24 protein-coding genes are annotated in these 23,828 nt (G+C 59.0%); 9 read left to right on the plus strand and 15 right to left on the minus strand.

The features are described 5' to 3' along the window. Window positions 1-12: 12 nt before the first annotated feature. From B4920_RS10425 to B4920_RS10485, 13 genes are all read right to left on the minus strand, one after another. Window positions 13-1,470 (minus strand): radical SAM protein, encoded by a 1,458-nt coding sequence (locus tag B4920_RS10425; protein WP_079434607.1) that lies wholly within the window; start codon window positions 1,468-1,470, stop codon window positions 13-15. Next, window positions 1,436-2,200: a prolipoprotein diacylglyceryl transferase gene (locus B4920_RS10430; protein ID WP_079434608.1), complete on the minus strand. Its 765-nt coding sequence runs from the start codon at window positions 2,198-2,200 to the stop codon at window positions 1,436-1,438. Before B4920_RS10430 ends, B4920_RS10425 begins: the two co-directional genes overlap by 35 nt. Then, window positions 2,197-2,430 carry a hypothetical protein gene (locus tag B4920_RS10435; protein ID WP_079434609.1) on the minus strand — a complete coding sequence of 78 codons (234 nt, stop codon included), beginning with the start codon at window positions 2,428-2,430 and terminating at the stop codon, window positions 2,197-2,199. Before B4920_RS10435 ends, B4920_RS10430 begins: the two co-directional genes overlap by 4 nt. Before the next feature lie 15 nt (window positions 2,431-2,445). Then, the gene (locus tag B4920_RS10440) at window positions 2,446-4,371 is read right to left on the minus strand and encodes an MFS transporter (RefSeq protein ID WP_079434610.1); all 1,926 of its coding nucleotides are present in this window, start codon (window positions 4,369-4,371) and stop codon (window positions 2,446-2,448) included. A 91-nt stretch (window positions 4,372-4,462) separates the two neighbouring features. Further along, a complete protein-coding gene (rhlP, locus tag B4920_RS10445) occupies window positions 4,463-5,230 on the minus strand; it encodes a rhombotarget lipoprotein (RefSeq protein WP_079434611.1) in 768 nt (255 codons plus the stop codon). 25 nt (window positions 5,231-5,255) lie between these two features. Next, a complete protein-coding gene (locus B4920_RS10450; RefSeq protein WP_079434612.1) occupies window positions 5,256-6,149 on the minus strand; it encodes an AMP-binding protein in 894 nt (297 codons plus the stop codon). Beyond that, window positions 6,139-6,831: a hypothetical protein gene (locus B4920_RS10455; RefSeq protein ID WP_079434613.1), complete on the minus strand. Its 693-nt coding sequence runs from the start codon at window positions 6,829-6,831 to the stop codon at window positions 6,139-6,141. The genes B4920_RS10450 and B4920_RS10455 overlap by 11 nt, the downstream gene beginning before the upstream one ends. Before the next feature lies 1 nt (window position 6,832). Beyond that, window positions 6,833-10,141 (minus strand): VPA1269 family protein, encoded by a 3,309-nt coding sequence (locus tag B4920_RS10460; RefSeq protein ID WP_161493278.1) that lies wholly within the window; start codon window positions 10,139-10,141, stop codon window positions 6,833-6,835. Continuing rightward, window positions 10,134-11,450: a site-specific integrase gene (locus B4920_RS10465; RefSeq protein WP_139379486.1), complete on the minus strand. Its 1,317-nt coding sequence runs from the start codon at window positions 11,448-11,450 to the stop codon at window positions 10,134-10,136. The genes B4920_RS10460 and B4920_RS10465 overlap by 8 nt, the downstream gene beginning before the upstream one ends. A gap of 340 nt (window positions 11,451-11,790) precedes the next feature. After that, window positions 11,791-12,279: a GNAT family N-acetyltransferase gene (locus B4920_RS10470; protein WP_173862657.1), complete on the minus strand. Its 489-nt coding sequence runs from the start codon at window positions 12,277-12,279 to the stop codon at window positions 11,791-11,793. 101 nt (window positions 12,280-12,380) lie between these two features. Then, entirely contained in the window at window positions 12,381-13,067 is a 687-nt protein-coding gene (locus B4920_RS30945) for an AraC family transcriptional regulator (protein WP_079434616.1), read from the minus strand. A gap of 363 nt (window positions 13,068-13,430) precedes the next feature. Continuing rightward, a complete protein-coding gene (locus tag B4920_RS10480) occupies window positions 13,431-14,885 on the minus strand; it encodes an AMP-binding protein (RefSeq protein WP_173862658.1) in 1,455 nt (484 codons plus the stop codon). 18 nt (window positions 14,886-14,903) lie between these two features. Continuing rightward, window positions 14,904-15,215: a helix-turn-helix transcriptional regulator gene (locus B4920_RS10485; protein ID WP_173862659.1), complete on the minus strand. Its 312-nt coding sequence runs from the start codon at window positions 15,213-15,215 to the stop codon at window positions 14,904-14,906. A 187-nt stretch (window positions 15,216-15,402) separates the two neighbouring features. On the opposite strand from B4920_RS10485, the gene B4920_RS10490 reads away from it, so the two are divergent. From B4920_RS10490 to B4920_RS10530, 9 genes are all read left to right on the plus strand, one after another. Next, on the plus strand, window positions 15,403-15,744 hold the full coding sequence (locus B4920_RS10490; protein WP_079434618.1) for an ATP synthase subunit I: 342 nt from the start codon (window positions 15,403-15,405) through the stop codon (window positions 15,742-15,744). A 2-nt stretch (window positions 15,745-15,746) separates the two neighbouring features. Then, a complete protein-coding gene (gene atpB, locus B4920_RS10495; RefSeq protein WP_079434619.1) occupies window positions 15,747-16,589 on the plus strand; it encodes a F0F1 ATP synthase subunit A in 843 nt (280 codons plus the stop codon). A gap of 70 nt (window positions 16,590-16,659) precedes the next feature. After that, the gene (gene atpE, locus B4920_RS10500) at window positions 16,660-16,905 is read left to right on the plus strand and encodes a F0F1 ATP synthase subunit C (RefSeq protein WP_079434620.1); all 246 of its coding nucleotides are present in this window, start codon (window positions 16,660-16,662) and stop codon (window positions 16,903-16,905) included. Window positions 16,906-16,940: 35 nt separating this feature from the next. Continuing rightward, window positions 16,941-17,414, plus strand: coding sequence for a F0F1 ATP synthase subunit B (locus B4920_RS10505; RefSeq protein WP_079434621.1), 474 nt, complete (start codon window positions 16,941-16,943; stop codon window positions 17,412-17,414). 3 nt (window positions 17,415-17,417) lie between these two features. Next, window positions 17,418-17,954 carry a F0F1 ATP synthase subunit delta gene (locus B4920_RS10510; protein WP_079434622.1) on the plus strand — a complete coding sequence of 179 codons (537 nt, stop codon included), beginning with the start codon at window positions 17,418-17,420 and terminating at the stop codon, window positions 17,952-17,954. An 11-nt stretch (window positions 17,955-17,965) separates the two neighbouring features. Continuing rightward, entirely contained in the window at window positions 17,966-19,504 is a 1,539-nt protein-coding gene (atpA, locus tag B4920_RS10515) for a F0F1 ATP synthase subunit alpha (RefSeq protein ID WP_079434623.1), read from the plus strand. A gap of 21 nt (window positions 19,505-19,525) precedes the next feature. Then, window positions 19,526-20,395, plus strand: coding sequence for a F0F1 ATP synthase subunit gamma (gene atpG, locus B4920_RS10520; RefSeq protein WP_079434624.1), 870 nt, complete (start codon window positions 19,526-19,528; stop codon window positions 20,393-20,395). Between the two features lie 27 nt (window positions 20,396-20,422). After that, the gene (gene atpD, locus B4920_RS10525; RefSeq protein WP_079434625.1) at window positions 20,423-21,799 is read left to right on the plus strand and encodes a F0F1 ATP synthase subunit beta; all 1,377 of its coding nucleotides are present in this window, start codon (window positions 20,423-20,425) and stop codon (window positions 21,797-21,799) included. Window positions 21,800-21,860: 61 nt separating this feature from the next. Beyond that, window positions 21,861-22,286, plus strand: a complete 426-nt coding sequence (locus B4920_RS10530) for a F0F1 ATP synthase subunit epsilon (RefSeq protein WP_079434626.1) — start codon at window positions 21,861-21,863, stop codon at window positions 22,284-22,286. A gap of 113 nt (window positions 22,287-22,399) precedes the next feature. On the opposite strand, the gene B4920_RS10535 is transcribed toward B4920_RS10530, so the two are convergent. Together B4920_RS10535 and ubiE are read right to left on the minus strand one after the other, a co-directional pair. Further along, window positions 22,400-22,993 (minus strand): SCP2 domain-containing protein, encoded by a 594-nt coding sequence (locus B4920_RS10535; protein WP_079434627.1) that lies wholly within the window; start codon window positions 22,991-22,993, stop codon window positions 22,400-22,402. Between the two features lie 92 nt (window positions 22,994-23,085). Then, window positions 23,086-23,823, minus strand: a complete 738-nt coding sequence (gene ubiE / locus B4920_RS10540; protein WP_079434718.1) for a bifunctional demethylmenaquinone methyltransferase/2-methoxy-6-polyprenyl-1,4-benzoquinol methylase UbiE — start codon at window positions 23,821-23,823, stop codon at window positions 23,086-23,088. Window positions 23,824-23,828 lie beyond the last annotated feature (5 nt).

Consider the following 23,828-nt stretch of genomic DNA (forward strand, 5'->3'; position numbering starts at 1 on the left):
TTGTGGCGGGTTTCAGTCGGGTAAAGACGCGTCTGGTTTCACGTGCTGATGCCGCTGGCGGGTATTGGCGGCGATTTCGGCGCGGATACCCGCCAGATGTTGGGTCCGATCGTCCCGGTAGAACAGGTTGTAGGCTTCGAACGGGATCATGCGTCCATCTGGTTGAACCATGTGCACACAGGATTTCTTCAGCGCCCGAAGGTCCAGGTTGGCGGCGTCCATGAACTGTACGATCAGTACACGGAAGACGTTTTCGTAGCCGAGTTGGGGTGCATCGAGCTTCGGCAGGCAGCACAGCAGGTCGGACAGGCAGCGAGCGCCCGATTCCGGCGAGTGATTGGTGGAAAAGAGCCGGAACAGCTGCGCCTTGATGGCCGGATCGCGCTCGAACACGATGGTGTTGGCAGGGCCGGCCAGCAGGGCTTCCGGACCGAGGAAGCGGGTCAGCGGGTGGATTTCGCCTCCCAGCTTGAGGGCATAGCCCATGGCCAGGGTGTCCGGGTTGCAGGGAACCGGCACGATGTCGTCCAGACTGAACAAGCCGGATTGTTCGGCGATGCGGCGGCGGATCTCGCTGAGGGTCAGACGGTGCGTGCCGGCGCTGAAGCCTTCGTTGCGGCCGGCATCCTGGATCGGCTGCAGTGTCACGCCGCGCACGCTGGGGCGGGTCAGCGCGTAGCGGATGATGTTGCCGATCTCGTCGTCGTTGACGCCCTTTTTCAGCGTCATCACCAGGGTTGTGGATAAGTTGTGGCGATCGAGGGCGTCCAGGGCGTGCTCGCGGATGCGCCGCAGGTCGGCGCCGCGCAAGTCTTGCAGTACGTCGGCGCGCAGGGAGTCGAACTGCAGGTAGATCTCGATCCCCGGTTTGTATTCAGCCAGGCGGGCGACAAATTCCGGTTCCTGGGCCAGTCGGATGCCGTTGGTGTTCACCATCAGGTGGCGGATCGGCCGGGCTTTGGCGGCGTCGAGGATGGCGAAGAAATCCGGGTGGAGTGTCGGTTCGCCACCTGAAAGCTGCACTACGTCCGGCTCGCCCTCGTTACGGACCACGGCATCCAGCATCGCCTCGATGACGGCCAGCGGGCGGTGGTTCAGGCGCTCGGGGCCGGAGCCGGCATAGCACACCGGGCAGCGCAGGTTGCAGTGATCGGTCACTTCCAGAACCGTCAGGCAGGAGTGCTGCATGTGGTCGGGGCACAGGCCGCAGTCGTAGGGGCAGCCGAATTCCATGCGCGTCGAGAAATTCTCGGGCATTTCCGGAGCCTTCACGTAAACCTCGCGACCGAGCCGGTAATAGGCTGCGTCGTCGGCGATCAGCACGCGTTCGGTACCGTGGGCCGGGCACCATTTCTCCAGGAATATCTGCTCCTCCTTGATCAGGATCTTCGCTTCGACGCGCCGCAGGCACTGGGAGCACACCGAGCTGGTGGTGTCATGGAACAGGTAGGGACGGTTCTTGCGCGACATGGAGGCGACGCCACTGGCGGAGAGTGAGGGGAAGATAGACGGCGAGCGCCAGTGCGCAGATCCACTGGATGCCGGATAGACCGCCTGGCCACGGGAAGGGAACGGGCTTGAGCGCGTCGATTCCCAGCCGCCACGCCAGGTAGGCGGATAGCATCAGCTTGAAGCGCAATCCGCTGGAGGCCGCCAAAAGCGGAGTGGCTTGGTGCAGAAGCGGTGCGAGCACGCCGGCAAAGGCGATTTCGTAGAGCTGGGTCGGGTGGCGTGGAATACCGTCGCCGAAGTCGATGGCCCACGGCAGGGACGTGGGTACGCCGTAGGTGCCGTCATTGAGGCCAGCGAAGAAGCAGCCGATCCGGCCGATTGCCAGCCCGAGCAGGATCGGCATCACATAGGCGTCGCCGGTGGAGGTCTGGATTCCGGCTATTTTTTTGGCGATTTCAGTGCCGATCAGGCCACCGAGCAAGCCGCCGACCATCGACTGTCCTGCCAGCAGCAGGCGCCAGCCGTTGGCCTCGTGGAGCAGATGGGGCATTTCTGCCCAGAAAACTAGCTTGTTGCCGATTGCGGCGCCGAGCAGGCAGCCGCACAAGATCAAAAATCGGGGCCCATGCAATGCACTGCCAGTCGTCTTTCGCCGCTGGGAGCGGAAGAACAGCTGGCTGCCGGCGGCCAGGCCCAGGGCCTCGAAGACCGCGTGGACGGCATGTGCGGTCGCCGGGTCGCGGATCATGGGGTGGGATCGGTCGGGTGTGCGTTGTCCTTGTCTTCCGGGTCGTCTGTGCAGAGAAGGGATTTCCCGATCAGCCAGGCCGGCCAGCCGAAGAGAAGGATGGACACCAGGCCTATGCCGGCTATCGCCGGCTCACTGGTGCCGAGGACGACACACACGCCGCCGGCGAAGACGAACAGCAGCAGGATGATCAGGACTGCGATTTTGATCAGCGTGATGACAATCTTCACCGAACACCCATCCCTTCATTTCCAGTCTCCGCGGAGTTGCGCCACGACGGTTTGCAGACTGGAGACATTCGCTGCAACCGCTGGCAAAGGCGCACCGGCGATCAACTCGATGCGGCTGAACAGACCCCGCCGCAGCGGACGAGGTAGTGCTGTTCCGTCCTTACGGGAGAACATGCTACCCCACAGACCGCGCAGCGCCAGCGGGACAACGGGGACTGGATTGGCTTCAAGAATACGGTTGACGCCCGGGCGGAAGGGGGACAGCTCCCCATCGGCGGTGATCTTTCCCTCCGGGAAAAGACATACCAACTCGCCGTTGGCCAGCGCCCGGGATACTTCGGCGTAGGCGGTCTCGAGCATGGCTGGGTCTTCCTTCGCCGGGGCGATGGGAATGGCACGGCCGTGCCGGAAAACGAAAGACAGCAGCGGCCAGCCGAAGATGCGGTGATCCATCACGAAACGGATCGGGCGGCGGCAGGCTGCGGCGATGATCAGCGCGTCTACGTAGCTGACGTGATTGCAGACGATCAGCGCCGGACCCTCCTCGGGAATCCGTTCGATACCATCGGTGCGCAGGCGGTACACCGTGTGTACCAGCAGCCAGACGACGAAGCGCAGCAGGAATTCCGGTACCAGTTTGTAGATGTAGATCGCCACTGCAGCATTCATCAGGGCTGCCACTCCGAACAGGGTCGGGATGGACAGGCCCGCGCTGAGTAGGCTGCCGGCGCCCAGTGCCCCGGCCACCATGAACAGGGCATTGACGATGTTGTTGGCGGCGATGACCCGTGCCCGGTGGGCCGGAGCCGAGCGGGTTTGCATCATCGCGTAAAGGGGCACGATGAAGAAGCCGCCGAAGACGCCGAGCATCGTCAGGGCCAGCAGCACGTGGAGGGTTCCCGACTGGCTCAGGACAGCGCTGACTGGCAGTGGCGCGCCGGTGGGCAAGACGGAGGGCGATGCCAGGGCCAGATCGAGACCGAAGAGTGTCAGGCCGATGGACCCGAAAGGCACCAGGCCGATTTCCACGTGGCCGCCGGACAGTTTTTCGCACAGCAGCGAACCCAGGCCGATGCCGACCGTGAAGGTGGCGAGCAACAGCGTGACGGTGCCTTCGCCGCCGCCGAGAATGGATTTGGCGTAGGCGGGAAACTGGGCGAGAAACAGCGCGCCGTATAGCCAGAACCAGGAAATCCCCATGATTGCCAGGAAAACCGTGCGGTTCTGCCGGGCGAAACCGATGTTGCGCCAGGTTTCGGTGAGCGGGTTGGGATTGACGCGCAGTTCCGGATCGGGGGCTGGAGCCGGGGGAACGCCACGACTGGTCAGATACCCGGTGATGGCGACCACCAGTCCGCCACCGGCGATCCACAGTTCGCCGTGCTCGGCCGAAGCCAGCAGGCCGCCGATCAGGGTACCGACCAGGATCGCCACGAAAGTGCCAGCTTCCACCAGCGCATTGCCGCCGACCAGCTCATCCTCGCGCAGGTGCTGGGGTAGCAGGGCGTATTTGACCGGTCCGAACAGGGTCGAGTGGCAGCCGAACAGGAACAACGCGCCGAACAGGATGGGCAGACTGTGCAGCAGGAAGCCTGTCAGGGCGACCAGCATGATGGCGATTTCCAGGACCTTAACCAATCGGGTCAGGTAAGCCTTGTCGTACTTGTCTGCCAGTTGTCCGGCGCTGGCGGAGAACAGGAAGAACGGCAGGATGAAGATTCCCGCGGCGAGGTTGGCCAGCAGCGCCGGTGCGATGCTCGTCCAGTTGGCGGCCTGGAAGGTCAGTAGTACGACCAGGGCGTTCTTGAACAGGTTGTCGTTGAAGGCGCCGAGAAACTGGGTCAGGAAGAAGGGGAGAAAGCGTTTCTCCCTCAGTAACCCGAACTGGGAATGCGGGTGGCTGGCGCTTTGGGATGAAGGGCGATCCGGCTGTGAGCTCATGCGTGGGTCCGATCGAGGAATGGGGATATTTCAATGCATCCGGCCCCGTGATGGTGGGCGCCGGTGAGGAATGATGAAGCCGCGTGGCCTGTCATGGCTTTGCGGTTTCGGCCGACTCCGCGGAACCGGCTCTGACGATCCGGGCGGCCTTTTCTTCGCGGATGCGGGTCCGGAAATTCTCGAGCTGGGTATCAAAGCGGGGCAGCAGGTCTTCAACTGCCAGGCGGAAACCTTCGGTTCTTGCCTGTCGGGCGTCCTCGGACAGGATCACCCGCGGCGCGGTGCCCTTGACCTGGCTGGTGCCGGGGGCCCGGAACAGCAGGCTGCGGCTGGCCACATCGAAAACTGAGGCGTCCACCAGGGTATTGACGTCGTACTGGTTGCCGTTGATCACGTAGGAGCCGACGATGGTCCAGTACAGCAGCGAGAGGCGGTTGGTGTCGGTGAATTGGACCTGGTCATAGGACAGCAGCACTACCACGTCCACGTTGAACATCCGGGCCGCCTGTTCCAGATTGCCGAAACCGCCACGGGAACGCAGGTAGTTGGACGGAATGGTCTCGATCTTGGCGATGTAGGGGCGGTTGGCGAAGGCCGCTTTGACCCGGTCGATCAGCTGGTTGCGGTCGCTTTCGCCGAGGTTGGAGTAATTGTCGCCCGGTACAAAGGCGATGCCGACCCGTAGTGGGAGATGCAGTTCGGGCAGGCTCGGCTTGAGGGCCGGCTTGTCGCCCTGGGGATACAGGTATTCGACGACTGATCCGCGTTCCGCCATGCGGTGCTGGTTGTTGAACCAGGATGCACAGCCGGCAAGCGCGGCGGACGACAGCATGATCGCAATCCAACGGACAGGTTTCATCGGCGGACTCCTTCAAGCGTTTTGATCAGGCCTGTTCGGCCCATTGTTTCAGGGTGACGTAGTCGATCTTGCCGGTGCCCAGCAGCGGCAGTGCTTCCACAGCGATGATCTGGCGTGGCACGGCGATTTCCGGCCAGCCGCTGTCGCGTGCGGCGGTCTGCAACTGGTCGCGGGTCAGGTTGCTGTCGGTCGTGTAGAGCAGGATGGTCTCGCCACGGGCCGGATCCGGGCGGGTCGAGGCGGCATGCTGGGCGGTTGGCGAGCTGGCATTGGCCAGTTTTTCGACGACTTCCAGCGACACCATCTCGCCGGCGACCTTGGCGAAGCGCTTGATGCGCCCGACGATCTTCACGAAACCGTCCTCGTCTATATCCACCACGTCGCCCGTCTCGTACCAGCCGTCCCCGGCTGCCGAGGCGGGCGGTTGCAGTACGCCGGGTGCTTCGACGCGCAGATAGCCGGACATCAGGTTCGGGCATTTCACGTGCAGCATGCCGCCGCTGGGAATGCCCGGCACCGTTACCAGGTTGTGTTGAACGCCGGGCAGGAACTGTCCGACGGTGCCGCTGCGGAAGGCCATCGGTGTGTTGACCGCCAGCACGGGGGCGGTCTCGGTGGCTCCGTAGCCCTCGAAGATGCGGATGCCGAATTTCTCGAACCACAGGTCCCGCACCGGCGTTGCCAGCTTTTCGGCGCCGGCAATGACGTAGCGCAGGCGATAAAAATCATAGGGGTGGGCGAACCTGGCGTAATTGCCGAGGAAGGTGCTGGTACCCAGCAACACCGTGCAGTTGCGGTCGTAGGCCAGTTCCGGAAGCCTACCCCCTAAAAAAGCAACTATTTGCTTTTTAGCCTTGCATAGCAACAGTTTATAACAAGTTATGCAACTACTCAACAAAGGCAGGGTTTCAGAGGGCATTGTTTTCGTGCCCCGGGGCCGGCAGTGCTGCCGCTCCGAGAGGGCTCTTGGGCGCCTGAATAAGCGCAAGCAGTGCCTCAACGTCAGGTTTCTCAAGCAGCACCTTTTTCGTGGTGGTGTGCCGAAGTCTTTCTCGATAGAGCTCCAGACCAACCGAAGCCAGGTTGCTTTCAGCGAACAACCGTGACAGCGCTTCACGCACCTCGTTGCTTACGGCTGCCTCGTCCTTCTTGCTGGTGGAAACCTGCTTGAAACCCGAAGCAATCAGGTCATCAATCGGAATTCCAGGCAGACTCCGAAGGCCAGCAATGACGCGATTCTTAAGCCCTATCGCTTCGTCACGCTCAGTCTTAAGCAGCGTCACATAAGCCCGCACTGTCTCGTCGTGTATGACTGGCTCGAACGACTGCTTTTTTGCCGCGACGGGCAGGATTTGCTTAGCCATCCTTGTTTGAAGGTAGCGGAACAGAATGTCCTGAGAATTCCGAATAGACTGTGTCTTAGGTCCCTTCCAGCGGTCTGTACAGTAGCTTCCAACCGCGGTTGGTGAGATAGCCACCTGGGACCTCTCAAGGAAGTCACAAGCATCCTTAACGCGCTCCAGGGACTGTTTAAGGCGCGGGTTGTTGATTGAAGCCGCCATGGCATCAAAGATGTCATCGGTGATTTGAGGTTTCGTCATATTAAGCCTCGGTGAGGGGAACCATCTGCCGCGTATGTAACTGGCGAATGGAGTTTGTGGTTAATGCTGCCAACCCTTTGATGCCGTCATCAAGAGGTGGAATGCTTTCAAGCTTGATGTCCCCAGCCAACACCCTTGATAGGTCTTGTGCCTTGACGTACTGGAGAATCATTGAGGACAGCAGGTTTGCGGCTTCATCAGCCATGTCAGCATCTAGTTGCAACATAAATTGAGGTAAGTCGTTTGCCTCCAGTAGGCGCGCCAGAATGAGATGCTTCTCCTGCATAGCCTCCCGGTTCTTGAATCCAGGCTGGAAGTCCACCATCTGGGTAACGTGGTCAATCAGGACGAACTCGTTCGTCTCCTGCAATGTAACTTTCAACTCTTCGGCGGAACTGACAGTGAGTAACGGGGCTGGCAAGTTACGGTCGGCCGCCAATTGCTGACGCGCCTTCGCATACTCATCAAGGAGGTTTGACGACGCTGTGGCGAAGGCATATCTGGCCTGCCACTCTGTAATGTCCAGGGTGATTTCCCGCTCAAGCGCCTCGATGCGGTTTCGGGTATGTGCTGCCCTCGACTTCAATCCGGCATCGGTCTGGTCAATCAATTGGTCGCGTGCGTCACCAAGCTCTTGTCCTTTTCGGCGAACCTGGTAAATCAGGTTGTTTGCCTCCGCAACCTGCCCAAGAATGAACGCTGGCCCGGTTAGCCAGAACCGGCACAAGCCGCAACGACGGCCACCGGGCACTGCGCCATACCGCTCCCCGGTTACATCCAGCTGCCCACCCTCCGAACATGCAGTGCCAGGGCAGATGCCATCACTGGAGATGGTCCACAAGCCAGAGTGCTCTTTCATCGCTGCAAAGGCAGCATCGCCATTCGCCGAGCGTCGGTCGCCATCCTTCGACAGCAAGAACGAGGAGAACTGCTCAACATTTGCCAAGAAGTCACTGCTGCCGACGAAGTCCTCCTCCGCTGCGGCCTTGTCATGTGCCTTGGCAATGAACTCCCGCATTTTTCCGGGCGAGCTCTTGAGGTACCACAATGTCATCAACAGCGATGCATGCCCCGCGACGAACTGGGAAACCACCTCGAGTGGGACACCATTCTCAATCATGGCGCTGATGCCACTAATCCGCAGGGTATGCAGGTCGTACTTCCACGCCAAGCCCTTCCCGTTTGCTTTCGGCTCAGTCAGCTGGATGCCCACCCCATACTTGTTTTTGACCTTCTTCTCCGTTTCGGCCAAGACGCGAACATAGGCGCGCGCAAGCCGACTGTAGGCCACGGGGTTCATTTTCTCGATAGTGGTGGGGTCCCGGAACAGGGGTGCCACCAAGGGAACGTGCTGAATGTTCGCCGCAGAATAGTCATGGCGGCCAAGAGCTGTCTCCGCGTACAGAACCGGCTTGGCAAGCGGAGGGAGGTAGCGGAGGCTCCACTCCCGTACTCGCACAAGATGGTCGGCCAACTCCGGTGGCAAGTATGGGACCTCATAGCCCGGTTTGTCTGATTGATAGATGGCAGTCTTGTTGGTGTTCACGAACAAGCCACACCAAGTTTCCTGGCGCAATGTATCGTGCAACTGACGAAGACACCCTTCTCGGCGCCCAACGATGGCCCCGATATGGTCGTTTTTGACTAACTTTCCGGTTTTGGGGTCCAGCGTAAATTCATCGAGAAGGCCCGAATCCAACCATCGAGCTTGATGACTACGCAAAGGCAATTCAAGCATCACCAGGAGGCAGACTGCACTGCCAGGCCACCACTGTCGTACAGTTTTGCCCTGCTCGCGGTCGAAGACCGTTACCCAATCACGGGTCTGGTCCAAGCGGAAGAAAGCAAAATCGTCATCGGTGATTGTCTCGCGCAGCTCCTTCAGCAACCACGAAGGCAATGCAGTTCGAAAGCTTTGGGCACTACGCTCCCCGGTATCGAAGTAGTCTTGGCTGGTCACGGGGTTCACATACGCATTAGCTTCGGTCGCCCGCCCTTCGGCCTGCAACCAATCTCGCACCCAGTCGAAGAATTCCTTCAGATAGCCCAGATAGAGGTTCTTTCGCCGGGCATCTCTATCCCACGCGGCCAAGGCCTGCATAAGCGTGGCTTTATTGCGCAAGGTTACGTCATGAATATGCAGCCGACGCTCTACAAGCTCTGGCGACAAAGGTGGGTTTGGCAGCGTGGTTAGGAAATCACAGAAGAAATTCAATCCAGCGATGAGGCCGGCCTTAGAGGCAGATGCGGTTCGCTGGCGCACAAAGCTTGCTAGGATGGCTGTCCAAATATGAAACTCTGGTCTGGCAACAGCCAACCATTCGAAAGAACCATCCGTCTTCAGAATCTCTTTCCGGTTATGGTGTGGTTTCTGGGCTATAGGCTGGGTAGGGTGCGCATGGTTCCAGATATTACGCAGTGCACGCCCTAGCTTTAACTCCCAGCGAGAATCACCAGCCAACTGACCGCCATCACGGCCGGCAGTTTCAGCCCAGGTGGCGCACATGGCCTCGAGCTCCTCAATGAACGGTGCCGACATGTCGCTTAGTTCAGTCATCGAACTGACCAAGATGGCCCCACAGCCAAATCTCTCAACCGGGCTCATGTGGTCCAGCCGCTCATCATCAAGATGCCCCCTAAACTCACTCAAGAGGCCCGCCAGCTCGCAGGTGTAAGCTGGATTTAGCGCTGCGCTCCACTTGGTTTGATTAGACCAATTTACAAAGGTGGTGGCGAACAGCAGCCAACCTTTTGCTCGAAGCATAAGAAGCAACTCTGCATACCGGGAAACCACGCGCCGCTGGTCCTCGGTTTTGGCAGCTATCGGGTAGCTTGAGATGTGTCGAACAAAAGCTCGAACATCCCCTGTCCTCAGGAACTCCTGCCGTATGTTTTGGCTATAGGTGTGAATTAACCCAGGTGCGCTAGCTATCTCAACCAGCTCTTCATAGTTACTTGGCATGCACTGCCGAAGCCGCGCTCGCTGCTCATCAACAGGCAGCTTGCGCAACTCTTCGCCAATGCCTCGAACTCTCGAGTACCCAAGGCGACGAGCGACAGCTGATGTTGCCAGGTTCCGAAGGGAGGAATTAAGCGCAGGCCGGAATCCTTTTATCGAGCTTTCATCCATAGGCGCGGACCACTCCTCCCAGACCTCCTGGATACGAATGCGCTCATGCTCACGTAGTAGAGCCTCAAACTCCGCCGGCGAGGGAACATGCAGCCAGACGAACTCCGTAGGATGGGTGTTGAGGGAAATCTGACGCTTCGTCACAGGGGATTCGAAGACCTTCAGGCCAAACTCACTCATACTCGCCACCTTCATCTGACAGTAAATGCTGTTTGTTCTGTAAAAACGCTGGCATGCTCTCAGTCATTCGCTGATGGGCTTGAGCCAATTCCGTGCGCAGGACGGCGCTATCTATGGTGTAGTAGACCTCGGTCGAGGACAGTTGGGCGTGGTGCATCATTTTCTGCACGCGTTCCTTTGAGAGCCTCAGCCAGGTTGCAGTGTAGTAGCCGTAGAAATGCCGACCTCCATGCGGATTAACGCCATCGGATGGAGTTGGCAGGCCTGCACGGTCGGCACAGCGGTAAAACTGCTTTGTGAGGCCAGAGAGCTTCAGCGGCTCACCAAAGGCATCACCTCGCTGCGCCACGAAGTAATAGGGATGGTCATCTGCCACTCCGAGCCGAACTGTGCGCATGTACTCTTTGTGCAGCTCCAAGAAGAGCCTTCCCATGCTGGGGTCACTCCAGTACACGACACTTTCTGCCCGGCGCGCATCATCCATCAGCATGCCTTTCCATCCGGCGTGGAGCGGATACCGGTGAGGCAACTGGGTGCGGGGAATGGTGTTGTACTTGTCGAGCAGAAAGGCAGCGCGATTGCCGTTGCGACGCTTCCCAGAGGCATCCACCCAATCAATCCGCCCGTCTTCCGGATGAGCAATAACTACGCGAGCTGTGCCATCGTCGGTATTTACCGTGATGTCCCGCGTGAAGATATGCATTAGTTCGGAGATGCGTAGCCCACCAAAAAACAGCAGAAGCCAACACAACCGGTCGCGCACGGAGCGAGCATGGGCAATGAAGTTAAGGACGTGCTCAGGGGGGAAATACTTAACTGACCTAGTCCGCTGAGCCTTACCCCGCTCCGGCCGGAAGGAAGGTTTCCGCATTTTCCCGCGGCCTTCCTCGGTCGCACCATACGCGTGGAATAGCAGGTCCCACTTCTTTCGGGCCGAAGCCCGAGCCAGCCATAGGTTGAACTCTTTCCCTGATAGCTGACTCAGCAAAATTTCTTCTGCTGGATTGGCTTCGACGTGCCCAAAATTAGTGGCACAGAACGAGGAGAAATCGGTAACGTGCCTTAAATCATTATGAGCCGTGGTCACCTTGACAGGAGACCACCCAAGGCTCAAACAGCCATTGCGGCGCGCTTCATAGAACTGCTTAACCAAGAGCGCCATTCCCCGCTCATCAAGCGTTGGGGCTCCCTTCTCCAGCAGATAATAGTCGTAGAACAGCCCGATAGATTTCGCATGCTTTATTAGCGTAGCCGGCTCAGTTCCGACAAACAGTAGATTGCGAAGGAATGATGCCGCAAAGACAGACACCTCCCCATCTGCAAGGAATAGCAATGGAAGCGCAACCCCAAGCCGCCCCTCAATCGGGACATCAACAATCGCATGAGCAGTACGATGGGGAGAAGGCAATTTAGGCACGACTTGGGAAACGGGCTACTTTTAATAGTTACAAGTATAGGGTAATACTCAAATATTAAAAGTAAAAATGAGTCTCCTCTCGCCATTGAAGCCCGAGGGGTTCGCGCTTGGTTCATTAACATGAACTCTCGCTAGCCTGACCAGTCAATCGCATTGTTACTCGGCCAAGCGCCAAGAGACGACCCGTTGCTGTCATTCGCCATTCTTGAGCGCCAATGGCAGCAAACAGAAGTTAATCAGTCAGGAAACGGTGCATCACGTAGGCATCCACGTAGCCCAATTTTTGGTGGCGAAATACCTTGGGCAGTGTTCCCACAATCGTAAAGCCCAGTTTCTGCCATAAAGCGACCGCGGCCTCATTGGTGCTGATGACAAAGTTGAATTGCATCGCCTCATAGCCGGCTTTCCTGGCCTCCTGCAAACAGTGAAGTCCCATTGTCTGGCCAATACCTTTGCCGCTGTGTCCTGGAGAGACCATGAACGAGGCGTTGGCGACATGGTTACCCAAGTTTCGCTGGTTGGGAATCAGTTTATACATGCCAACGATTTGCCCATCATCTACCGCAACATACGAGCTAACGCCGGGGCCGAACCAGTAGGCGAAAGCGTCCTCGTAGCTGGTATCCGAGGCAAACACGTAAGTGGCCTCGTCACTGACAACTTTCTGAAAGATGGGCCACATGGCTCCAAAATCAGATTCAACGGCACGGCGAATATTCATACTGGGCATCCTGGACATCAAACACTGCTGGTTTCAAGAGTGTTGCCAGCTTAGTCGAGTCGTCAGCACCATATCGCCGGTTTATCGTCGCGTTCCGCTGGTCAGGATTTCAAGCGTCGCAGTGCAGCAGTCAGTGCGGAAGGTGAGTCGTAGCCGGTTTGGTTTGCAACCTCGGCCACGCTCATTCCTTGAAGCCGCAAGCGCTGGGCCTGCTCAAGGCGCAGGCGTCGAATCCACTGCATTGGACTACACCCAAGGGCTTCAACGCATCTGGCCCGGAATTGACTTTCGCTCAGGCAAGCTTTTGCAGCGAGGTCGCCGACGCTCAAAGGGCGTGAGAGATGTTCTCTGACCCAGAGCGATAAGCCTTGCCAATCGACGTCCCGTCGGGCTCGCGTAATTTGGGTCGTTGGCCCCCAGGATTGGGCAAGCAGAAACGCGGCCTGTCCGGCATCGAAAGGTATCTTCTGTTCGATTGCCTCCGCAATGTATTGAGCCAGCAGGTTTGATGCCTTGGCGAACTGAGGCAGGCATTCACGCGACGACCAACCAAGGTCTGGGGAGTCGAGTATCAAGCAGCGGCTACCACGCAATGACTCAAATTCGTGTTTGTCACTGGGTGCGATAACGAGCCCATGCCCAGCGTTAACTATTGCACCTTTGCCCTCAACTTCGAGCTCCAGGCTTCCTTCCAGTCCCCAGAGAACCTGAAAATGGTCGTGTGCATGGCTCCCTGGCGAAGGGCCATAGGTTCTAATCGACCAATTGGTTGCGTCACGTTTGGGCATGTCGAGTTTATAACTCGAAAAGTTACTGACGGGCTGCTTCCAAAACTACAACAGCCATTGCCGATGACTGTTTTGGAGAAGGGCAAATTTCCGCTTCTGGCCGGTTGCCGTCTGATGACTTAGTGGTATTCAGGCAGAGTCCTCCTTCTGGACCGGAGTGAATCCAGGCACTCGACTAACCCCGCCGGACGCAACGTCGGTGACTGAAGCGACATCACTTTGTACCTGCCGCGCTCCGCTACGCTCGCTTGCCTCCTGGCTCGTTCGGCTTCGCCGGCCCGAGCCCAGGTCAAGTTCATTTTGAAAACCGGTTGAGATGCTAAGTGAAAAAGCACCTCACCCACAAACTTACCAATCCATCCCTCAAGATACCTCAATGGACAGCTGGCTAGGAGTGATACGACTGAAGGGGTTTACACCTCTCCATTCAATCTTTAATAGTTCAAATAGTTTAGGGGTAAGAACCGGAATCACCCGGTAGTGCAGCGGCGACGGGTAGAGGAAGGCTTTGGCGCCGCTCAGTACAGGAAGAAGGGCGCCGGCAGTGAGGCCAAAGGAATGGAACAGGGGCAGCGCATTGAGGATCTTGTCATCGATCGACAGATCGACGACAGCGCGGATTTGCGCGACGTTGGCCAGCAGGGCCCGGTGGGACAGCACGACCCCTTTCGGCTTGCCTTCCGAGCCGGATGTGAACAGCACTACTGCCGGGTCTTCCGGCGATCCGGCCGGCAGCGCTGTGCGGGGGAAACGCAGCGCCCACAGCACCAGCCACAGTTTGTCGCCGAGGCTGATCTTCTCGCGCAGGTCTTCGAGGTAGATCACCCGTACATCGCGCAGTGCCGCCACCTTGTCGTCCAGCTTGGCTTGCTCGATGAAGGCACGTGAGCTCACGATGGTGCGGATCTGTGCTGCCGTGCAGGCGGTCTGCATGCCTTCTGTCCCGGCCGTGTAGTTCAGCATCGCGGCGACCCGGCGGTGGGCCGTCAGACCGAAGATCAGGCCGAGGGTGGCGGTCAGATTGGGTAGCAGCAGGCCGACCGCTTCACCGTGCCGGCTCTCCCGTGCCACCAGACGGCCGAGGGCAAGGGCCATCTTGATCAGGTCGCCGTAGCTGTACTCGATCTGCTTCAGATCTTCGAGCAAGCGGTGTTTGAGTCCCTGGATGTCTGCTGCGTCGAGCAGGGTTTCGAACAGGGTCTGGTTGGGGCGGGTGGCGAAGATCAGTTCCTGCATCAGCTGTCGCATCGCCTCGCCGGCCTTGCGTCGTCTGACCCGCGCAGTTGCGCCCTGGGGCATCGGGAGCAGGGTTGTCGGCTGGATGCTCAAGGTGATACGTGGAAACAGCCGGCGCGGGACATGAGATGCCAGACGCGAGAAGTACGTCCGGGCTGCACCGTCGATGCGTACCGGCAGAATTGTCGCCCCGGTCTTGGCCGCGACGAAGGCCGGACCGTCATAGGTCTTCATCAGGCTGCCGGTGGTCGTGATGCGACCCTCCGGGAAAATGACCACCGGGCGCCCGCTCTCGATCAGACGGATGACCTTCTTCATCGCCATAGGGCTGGTCGGATCGACCGCGAGGTAGTCCACCAGCAATAGCACGAAACGGAAGAACGGGTTCTGGACGACGCCGGTATGCACGACGAAGACAGGATCGAACGGCAGGAACAGGCCCAGCAGCAGGCCGTCGAGAAAGGACTCGTGGTTGGCGACGATCAGCAGGCGTTCATGTCGCTCTGCCGGAGTGCCAATGCTGCGGACGCGGAACAGGAATGCCGCGAGACTGCGAAGGATGGCCTTGATGAACGATCGCATGATGGCGGATGAGATGGTTTAAAGGTTGGAAGAGAGGTAATTCAGCACCGTGCCGAGGGTGTCCTGCAGGAAGCCCTTGTTCACATGGAAATAGATTTCCTTGCCCTCGCGCTCGGCGGTCAGTACGCCGGCCTCCCGCAGGACCTTCAGGTGGTGAGATACCGTCGAGCGCGCCAGCGTGGATACTTCGGCGATCTGTCCAACGTTGAGGCGCTCGCCGGGTTCGAAGGTCAGCAAGATGCGCTGGCGGTGTTCGTCGCCCAGCGCGGTGAATACCGCGGAAATTTCCTGCCATGCTTCAGGAATGGCTCGGGAGTAATCATTTTTCATATCGACAATAATCGATATGTTTTTGGAATCTGTCAATGGGTCTGTCGGCAAAAATTGATAACTCCGCTGTCAGACCGCGTGCATGCTGCGCCGCCGCGATGATTGACTTGGCTGCGGTTAACCCCTATCATCCACATGTTTTTCGTACGGCGGACGGCGCAACACCCGACGTGCCACGCAGAGAGCCATGTTAAAAGCGGTATTCCTGCAGATAGGCGCGACGATTCTGGCGACATTGATCGCTGGAGCATTTTTGGGGTTGCGCGGTGCGTTGTCGGCGGCGTTGGGAGGCGCAGCCTGTGTTCTTCCCAATTTGTTTTTCGCCCTGCGTCTGCACGCTGTTTCCAAGCGTCCGGCAGCGTCGTACCCGCTTGCGTTTTTTGTTGGCGAGTTCTTTAAGATCGCGTCAACCGTAGGATTGTTGGCGACCGTTCGACTCGTGTATCCAGACGTCCATTGGTTGGCGTTGTTTCTCGGGTTGGTCGTGGCGCTGAAGGCGAATTTATTTGCATTTTTGGTGAAGACCTGACCATGAGCACTGGCCACGAAGCACACGCCCCTACTGCGGGTGAATACATTGTCCACCACCTGACTCACTTCAATTCGACTGGTCAAGCCCAGAGCGCGATCATCGACTGGAGCGTTTGGAACGTCGATACGCTGTTTTTCTCCATCGGTCTCGGTGTCGTCACGCTGCTGATCCTGATCAAGGCGGCCAGCGCCGCCACTTCCGGTGTGCCGGGTCGTTTCCAGGCTGCCATCGAAATTCTTGTCGAAATGGTTGCTGACCAAGCCAAGGGCATCGTACATAGCGCCGAGTCCCGCAAGTTCGTCGCTCCCGTGGCCCTGACTGTGTTCTTCTGGATCTTCCTGATGAACTCCATGGACTTCCTGCCGGTCGACCTGCTCCCCAAGATCTGGGCGCTGATTTCCGGTGACGAGCATGCCTTCCTGCGTGTTGTTCCGACCGCCGACCTTAATGGCACCCTCGGCATGTCCGTCGGCGTGTTGCTGATCTGCCTGTACTACAACATCAAGATCAAGGGTTTCGGCGGCTGGGTGCATGAACTCTTCACTGCACCTTTCGGCTCCCATCCCCTTCTGTATCCGGTCAATTTCCTGATGCAGATGATCGAATTCCTGGCCAAGACCGTTTCGCACGGCATGCGGCTGTTCGGCAACATGTACGCTGGCGAACTGGTGTTCATGCTGATCGCGCTGATGGGCGGCACCGCTACTGTCTACGGGTTCCTTGGCCACATCGTCGCCGGTTCCATCTGGGCCGTCTTCCACATCCTGATCGTCGCGCTGCAGGCTTTCATCTTCATGATGCTGACGCTGGTGTATATCGGCCAAGCCCACGAAAGCCACTAAGCAGTCCCGGTTTCAAGTTTTAATTTGCAGTTTCGGTTTCAATTAAATCATCTCAACTAAAGGAGTCGTCATGGAACACGTTCTTGGTTTTGTTGCTCTGGCCGCCGGTCTGATCATTGGTCTGGGTGCTATCGGTGCCTGTATCGGTATCGGCATCATGGGTAGCAAGTACCTCGAAGCATCCGCCCGTCAGCCCGAACTGATGAACGCCCTGCAGACCAAGATGTTCCTGCTGGCTGGTCTGATCGACGCTGCGTTCCTGATCGGCGTCGGTATCGCCATGATGTTTGCGTTCGCCAACCCGTTCAAGATCTAAGTTTCGCGGTTCAACCTGACTAAAGGAAGATTACCGTGAATTTGAACGCAACCCTGGTAGCCCAGCTCGTTGTGTTCTTCATTCTGGCGTGGGTCACGATGAAGTTCGTGTGGCCCCCCATCGTGAAGGCACTCGACGAGCGCGCGAAGAAGATCGCCGACGGGCTGGCGGCTGCGGACAAGGCGAAGAGCGATCTCGCTCATGCCGAGAAGAAAGTCGTTGAAGAGCTGCGCAAGGCCCGCGAGTCCGCCACGGACGTCCGTGCCTCTGCTGAAAAGCAGGCTGCCACCTTCATCGATGAAGCTCGCGCCGAAGCCGCCCGCATCATTGCCCAGGCTCGTGAAGCCGCCGAAGCCGAAGCCGGTGTCGCTGCTCAACGCGCCAAGGAAGCCCTGCGTGATCAGGTCGCCCAACTCGCTGTCGCTGGCGCCGAGAAGATTCTCCGCAAGGAAATCAATGCTCAGGCCCATGCCGACCTGCTGGCCAACCTGAAACAGGAACTTCAATAAGCCATGGCCGAGAACGTCACCATCGCACGCCCCTATGCTGAAGCGGCATTTCAGCTCGCTTCCGCGGGCAACGCGCTGGGGCCTTGGTCGGAAGCACTTGATCGTCTGGCTGCTGTGGCCAGCGATTCGCAAATGCGGGATTGCATCACCGATCCCAAGCTCCTGCCGGAACAACTGGCAGGGCTTTTCCTCGATGTCGCCGGTGCCGGACTGTCTGCCGAACAGCAGAATTATGTCCGTGTCCTGGTCGAGAACGAGCGTCTGCAAGTGCTTCCCGAGATCCGTGACCTGTTCGTTGAACTCAAGAACGAACACGAAGGTGTCAAGGAGGCGAACATCACCTCCGCCTTCCCGATGGACGATGCCACGCTGAACGCATTGGTTGCCGACCTTGAAGCCCGCTTCAAGGCCAAGCTCACTGTGACTGTCAGCGTCGACCCCGAATTGATTGGTGGGGTGAAGATCGCCGTTGGGGATGAAGTCATCGACGCCTCGGTCCGCGGCAAGCTCGCGAACATGGCCGCCGCGCTAAAGAACTAGGAGCATAAGCAATGCAACTCAACCCCTCTGAAATCAGTGACCTGATCAAGAGTCGGATTCAGAACCTGCAGCTGTCCGCGAATGCCCGCACCGAGGGTACCGTGGTTTCAGTGACCGACGGTATCTGCCGTATCCACGGCCTCTCCGATGCCATGCAGGGCGAAATGCTGGAATTCCCCGGCAACGTTTTCGGCCTCGCCATGAACCTCGAGCGCGACTCCGTCGGCGCTGTGGTCCTGGGTGAATACGAAGGCATTTCCGAAGGCGACACTGTCAAGTGTACCGGTCGCATTCTGGAAGTTCCGGTTGGCCCTGAGCTGATCGGTCGTGTCGTGAATTCCTTGGGCCAGCCGATCGACGGCAAGGGTCCGATCAACGCCAAGCAGTCCGAGCCGATCGAAAAGGTTGCTCCGGGCGTGATCTGGCGTAAGTCGGTGTCCCAGCCGGTGCAGACCGGCCTGAAGTCGGTTGATGCCATGGTTCCTGTCGGTCGTGGCCAGCGTGAGCTGATCATCGGCGACCGTCAAACCGGTAAGACTGCCGTTGCGGTTGATGCGATCATCAACCAAAAGGGCGAAAACATGGTTTGTATCTACGTTGCGATCGGTCAGAAGGCCTCGACCATTGCCAACGTGGTTCGCAAGCTCGAAGAGCACGGCGCGATGGAATACACCATCGTCGTTGCTGCTACCGCTTCCGAGTCCGCCGCGATGCAGTACATCGCCCCGTACTCCGGCTGCACCATGGGCGAATACTTCCGCGACCGCGGTCAAGATGCCCTGATCGTTTATGACGATCTGACCAAGCAAGCCTGGGCCTACCGTCAGGTGTCCCTGCTGCTGCGTCGTCCCCCCGGCCGTGAAGCCTACCCCGGCGACGTGTTCTACCTGCACTCCCGTCTTCTCGAGCGCGCTGCCCGCGTGTCCGAAGAGTACGTCGAGCAATACACGAAGGGTGAAATCAAGGGCAAGACCGGTTCGCTGACCGCTCTCCCCGTGATCGAAACCCAGGCTGGCGACGTTTCCGCGTTCGTTCCGACCAACGTGATCTCGATTACCGACGGCCAGATCTTCCTGGAAACCGACCTCTTCAACGCTGGTATCCGTCCCGCCATCAACGCGGGTATCTCGGTGTCCCGCGTCGGTGGCGCAGCCCAGACCAAGATCATCAAGAAGCTCGGCGGCGGTGTGCGTCTGGCACTGGCCCAGTACCGTGAGCTGGCTGCGTTCGCACAGTTCGCTTCCGACCTGGACGAAGCCACCCGCAAGCAGCTCGAGCGCGGTCGCCTCGTGACGGAACTGATGAAGCAGCAGCAGTACGCTCCGCTGTCGGTTTCCGAAATGGCGATCACTCTGTTCGCAGTCGAGAAGGGCGCTTTCGACGATGTCGAAGTCAAGCGTGCTCTCGCTTGCGAAGCCGCGATGCACCAGTACGTGAAGACCAAGGCCGCTGATCTGGTGGCCAAGATCGAAGCGACCAAGGACCTCGACGCCGAAGGCAACAAGCAACTCGCCGCCGTCATCGAAGAGTTCAAGAAGAGCTGGGCTTAACGCGGGCATACGGAGAGCAATATGGCTAGCGGCAAAGAGATCCGTAACAAGATCAAGAGTGTCCAGAACACTAAAAAGATCACCAAGGCCATGGAGATGGTTGCAGCGTCCAAGATGCGTAAAGCTCAGGACCGCATGCGTGCAGCCCGTCCCTATGCCGAGAAGATCCGCCGTCTCGCCGCGAATCTGTCTGCAGCCAACATCACCGACTACAAGCATCCGTTCCTCGTCAAGAAGGACAATGCCAAGCGTGTGGGGCTGATCGTCGTCACGACCGACAAGGGTCTGTGCGGCGGCCTCAACACCAACACTCTGCGTGTCGGGTTGAATGCGCTCAAGGATTGGGAAAGCAAGGGTGTCTCCGACATCCGCGTGACCGCCATCGGCAACAAGGGGCTGGGTTTCATGCAGCGCCTTGGTGCCAAGGTGGTCTCGCACGTCACCCAGCTCGGGGATACCCCCCATCTGGAAAAGCTGATCGGGCCCGTCAAGGTCATGATCGATGCGTTCCAGAATGGCGAGCTGGATGAAGTGCACATTGTTTACTCCCGCTTCATCAACACGATGAAGCAGGAACCCCAGCTTGAGCAGCTTCTCCCGCTGACCGGCGAGCGTCTCGGTACCCCGGAAGGGAACTGGGACTACCTCTACGAGCCGGATGCGCAGGTGGTGATCGACGAACTCCTGGTGCGCTATGTCGAAGCGCTGGTGTACCAGGCTGTCGCCGAGAACATGGCGTCCGAACAGAGTGCCCGGATGGTGGCGATGAAGGCAGCTTCCGACAACGCAGGAAGCGTGATCGGCGAACTGCAACTGGTCTACAACAAGACCCGTCAGGCCGCGATCACGAAGGAACTGTCCGAAATTGTCGGCGGCGCAGCCGCGGTGTAACGGTTTAACAAGTTTGGGGAAACGACGATGAGTCAAGGAACGATCGTTCAATGCATCGGCGCCGTGGTGGATGTGCAGTTCCCGCGCGACGCGATGCCCAAGATTTACGACGCCCTCGAGTTGGCAGGTTCTGAACTGGTTCTCGAAGTTCAGCAACAGCTCGGTGATGGCGTTGTGCGTACCATTGCGCTGGGGTCTTCGGACGGCCTGCGTCGTGGCATGCAAGTTTCGAACACCGGCAAGGGTATCGCTGTGCCGGTGGGCCACGGCACCCTGGGCCGCATCATGGATGTGCTGGGTCGCCCGATCGACGAAGCTGGTCCGATCGAATGCGACGAGCGCCGGACCATTCACCAGAAGGCTCCGAAGTTCGACGAGCTCTCTCCCTCCGTCGATCTGCTCGAAACCGGCATCAAGGTTATCGATCTGATCTGTCCGTTCGCCAAGGGCGGTAAGGTGGGTCTGTTCGGTGGTGCCGGTGTGGGCAAGACCGTGAACATGATGGAGCTCATCAACAACATCGCCAAGCAGCACAGCGGTCTGTCGGTGTTCGCCGGCGTGGGCGAGCGTACCCGTGAAGGGAACGACTTCTACCACGAAATGAAGGACTCCAACGTTCTCGACAAGGTTGCGATGGTGTTCGGTCAGATGAACGAACCCCCCGGCAACCGTCTGCGTGTGGCGCTGACCGGCCTGACCATGGCCGAGCGTTTCCGTGACGAAGGCCGTGACATCCTGTTCTTCGTGGATAACATCTACCGCTACACCCTGGCCGGTACCGAAGTGTCCGCGCTGCTGGGTCGTATGCCTTCTGCGGTGGGTTACCAGCCGACGCTGGCCGAAGAAATGGGCCGTCTGCAGGAGCGTATCACCTCCACCAAGGTGGGCTCGATCACCTCCATCCAGGCTGTCTATGTGCCTGCGGATGACTTGACCGACCCGTCCCCGGCGACCACCTTCCTCCACCTCGACTCGACCGTCGTGCTGTCCCGTGACATCGCTTCGCTGGGTATCTACCCGGCAGTCGATCCGCTGGACTCCACCTCCCGTCAGCTCGATCCGCTGGTGGTTGGCGAAGAGCACTACAACACCGCTCGCGGCGTTCAGCAGACCCTTCAGCGTTACAAGGAACTGCGCGACATCATCGCGATTCTGGGTATGGACGAACTGGCTCCGGAAGACAAGCTTCTGGTGTCCCGCGCTCGTAAGATCCAGCGTTTCCTGTCGCAGCCGTTCTTCGTGGCGGAAGTGTTTACCGGTTCCCCCGGCAAGTACGTTCCCCTGAAGGAAACGATCAAGGGCTTCAAGACGATTCTCAGCGGTGAAGTGGACCACCTGCCCGAGCAGGCCTTCTACATGGTCGGCCCGATCGAAGAAGTCTTCGAAAAAGCGAAGACCCTCTGATCAATGCGACCATCGCCCGGCGACTCTCTAGCGAGGTCGCCGGTTTGAGGAGGAAATAGCTATGGCAATGACCATTCACGTCGATATCGTCAGCGCGGAAGAGCAGATCTTCTCCGGTCTGGCCGAATTCGTGGCTCTGCCCGGCGAAGCCGGCGAGCTCGGCATTCTGCCCGGCCACATGCCGCTGATGACCCGGATCAAACCGGGTGCCGTGCGCGTCAAGGTCCAGAACCAGACCGAAGAGGAACTGGTTTTCGTGGCCGGCGGCCTGCTGGAAGTCCAGCCCAATCTGGTTACGGTTCTGGCGGATACCGCCATCCGTGGCAAGGATCTGGACGAAGCAAAGGCGCTGGAAGCCAAGCGTCTGGCGGAAGAAGCCTTGCAGAACCAGGGTTCCGCCCTGGAGTATGCCAAGGCCCAGTCCGAACTGGCATCGGCTCTGGCCCAGATTGCGGCGATCAGCAAGCTGAAGAAGCGCGGCCACTGATCGAGACGATTGGTTGCAAACAAAAAGGGCAGTCCGTGAGGACTGCCCTTTTTGTTTGTGCTGACATCCGCCCATCGGAATTTCACTGACTCACAGTTGTTGGCCGTGTCGTATCAACGGGCTGTCTTGGGGGCGGGAGACGCTTCGAGTTTGCCCAGGCGCTTGTCGAGGCGCGCCAGATCATCGCGCAGTTCGGCGTTGGCGTTGGCCAGTTCTTCCAGGAACTGACGCTTGACGAGCACCGGGCGTTCTTCGCTGTAGTACTCGACAAGGTTGTCGACGATGTTGTGGGTCGCCTGGCGATGCCAGCTGAAGATGTCCTGCGCGGTCATGACGGCGCGGTGGGCGGCGATGTCGCCGATCAGTCGGGCCAGCGCTTCCTCACCGTCCCAGCGAAGCTGCCGGAAGACGAAGCCGAGGGTATCGGCGAAGTCGGCATTGCCGCTGATGCGGATATCCGCCATCAGCGCGTCCATGCCGCCGCCGAGGACTTTCGGCAGGGAACTCAGGGGTAGGTCCAACGCAACATCCGGTTCTCGGGCGGCGGCTTCGTTGAAGTAACCATCGCCATCCACGCCGAGGGAGAGTTCCAGCGGCTTGAGGCGAATTGCGGCGACCCGCCCGGAATACGGCGCCAGGCGTTCCCGCGCCCAGGGGGCATCGGCAAGCAGATGGTTGAGGCCGGCAATGGCCGATGAGGCAAACATTTCCACTCCATCAAGAATTGCGGTGACCTTCGGCTCCCGCTGCACAAGGCTGTTACTCCGGCAGCGGAAATCCGTGCGGAGGCGGGATCCGTTCAGAGCTTGTGACCCCGGTGCAGCGCGACTACGCCGGCGGTCATATTGAAATATTCGACGCGGGCCAGCCCGGCCTGTTCCATCAAGGTCTTGAGGGATTCCTGGTCTGGATGCATGCGGATGCTCTCGGCCAGATAGCGGTAGCTGTCCGCATCCTTTGCGACCTTTTCGCCCATCAGCGGCAGCAGTTTGAAGGAATAAAAGTCGTAGGCGGGCGCGAGGGGCTTCCAGACTTTCGAGAATTCCAGCACCAGCAGGCGGCCGCCCGGCTTCAGCACGCGGCGCATTTCGGCAATGGCCTGGTCCTTGTGGGTCATGTTGCGCAGGCCGAAAGCGACCGTCACCACGTCGAAATAGTCGTCGGGGAAGGGCAGTTTTTCCGCATCGCACTGGGCAACCGGCAACAGGAAGCCGTTATCCACAACACGATCACGGCCACGGGACAGCATGGCGTGGTTGATGTCGGTGAGCCACACTTGACCGGTAGGGCCGACCTTTTTGGCGAAGGCCAAGGACAGGTCGGCAGTGCCGCCCGCCACGTCGAGCACCCGGTCGCCCTTGCGGACGCCGGCAATCTGTACGGTGAAGGCTTTCCACAGGCGGTGCAGGCCGAAGGACATGAGGTCGTTCATCACGTCGTAACTGCTGGCGACGGAGGAGAAAACGCCGCGGACCTTGCTGGCCTTTTCGGATTCGGCCACTTTCTGGAAGCCGAAGTGGGTGGTCTTGTCGTTCATGATCT

This window comes from Zoogloea sp. LCSB751 (assembly GCF_002028455.1).
Lineage (GTDB): Bacteria > Pseudomonadota > Gammaproteobacteria > Burkholderiales > Rhodocyclaceae > Zoogloea.

Excerpts from the sequence above, each read along its gene's own strand:
- atpG (WP_079434624.1), top strand. The coding sequence starts at position 19,526 with ATGGCTAGCGGCAAAGAGATCCGTAACAAGATCAAGAGTGTCCAGAAC.
- B4920_RS10490 (WP_079434618.1), top strand. The coding sequence starts at position 15,403 with ATGTTAAAAGCGGTATTCCTGCAGATAGGCGCGACGATTCTGGCGACA.
- B4920_RS10425 (WP_079434607.1), bottom strand. The coding sequence starts at position 1,470 with ATGTCGCGCAAGAACCGTCCCTACCTGTTCCATGACACCACCAGCTCG.
- atpB (WP_079434619.1), top strand. The coding sequence starts at position 15,747 with ATGAGCACTGGCCACGAAGCACACGCCCCTACTGCGGGTGAATACATT.
- B4920_RS10530 (WP_079434626.1), top strand. The coding sequence starts at position 21,861 with ATGGCAATGACCATTCACGTCGATATCGTCAGCGCGGAAGAGCAGATC.
- ubiE (WP_079434718.1), bottom strand. The coding sequence starts at position 23,823 with ATGAACGACAAGACCACCCACTTCGGCTTCCAGAAAGTGGCCGAATCC.
- atpE (WP_079434620.1), top strand. The coding sequence starts at position 16,660 with ATGGAACACGTTCTTGGTTTTGTTGCTCTGGCCGCCGGTCTGATCATT.
- B4920_RS10470 (WP_173862657.1), bottom strand. The coding sequence starts at position 12,279 with ATGAATATTCGCCGTGCCGTTGAATCTGATTTTGGAGCCATGTGGCCC.
- B4920_RS10535 (WP_079434627.1), bottom strand. The coding sequence starts at position 22,993 with ATGTTTGCCTCATCGGCCATTGCCGGCCTCAACCATCTGCTTGCCGAT.
- B4920_RS10440 (WP_079434610.1), bottom strand. The coding sequence starts at position 4,371 with ATGAGCTCACAGCCGGATCGCCCTTCATCCCAAAGCGCCAGCCACCCG.
- B4920_RS10430 (WP_079434608.1), bottom strand. The coding sequence starts at position 2,200 with ATGATCCGCGACCCGGCGACCGCACATGCCGTCCACGCGGTCTTCGAG.
- B4920_RS10510 (WP_079434622.1), top strand. The coding sequence starts at position 17,418 with ATGGCCGAGAACGTCACCATCGCACGCCCCTATGCTGAAGCGGCATTT.
- rhlP (WP_079434611.1), bottom strand. The coding sequence starts at position 5,230 with ATGAAACCTGTCCGTTGGATTGCGATCATGCTGTCGTCCGCCGCGCTT.
- B4920_RS10460 (WP_161493278.1), bottom strand. The coding sequence starts at position 10,141 with ATGAGTGAGTTTGGCCTGAAGGTCTTCGAATCCCCTGTGACGAAGCGT.
- B4920_RS30945 (WP_079434616.1), bottom strand. The coding sequence starts at position 13,067 with ATGCCCAAACGTGACGCAACCAATTGGTCGATTAGAACCTATGGCCCT.
- B4920_RS10450 (WP_079434612.1), bottom strand. The coding sequence starts at position 6,149 with ATGCCCTCTGAAACCCTGCCTTTGTTGAGTAGTTGCATAACTTGTTAT.
- B4920_RS10485 (WP_173862659.1), bottom strand. The coding sequence starts at position 15,215 with ATGAAAAATGATTACTCCCGAGCCATTCCTGAAGCATGGCAGGAAATT.
- atpD (WP_079434625.1), top strand. The coding sequence starts at position 20,423 with ATGAGTCAAGGAACGATCGTTCAATGCATCGGCGCCGTGGTGGATGTG.
- atpA (WP_079434623.1), top strand. The coding sequence starts at position 17,966 with ATGCAACTCAACCCCTCTGAAATCAGTGACCTGATCAAGAGTCGGATT.
- B4920_RS10480 (WP_173862658.1), bottom strand. The coding sequence starts at position 14,885 with ATGCGATCGTTCATCAAGGCCATCCTTCGCAGTCTCGCGGCATTCCTG.
- B4920_RS10455 (WP_079434613.1), bottom strand. The coding sequence starts at position 6,831 with ATGACGAAACCTCAAATCACCGATGACATCTTTGATGCCATGGCGGCT.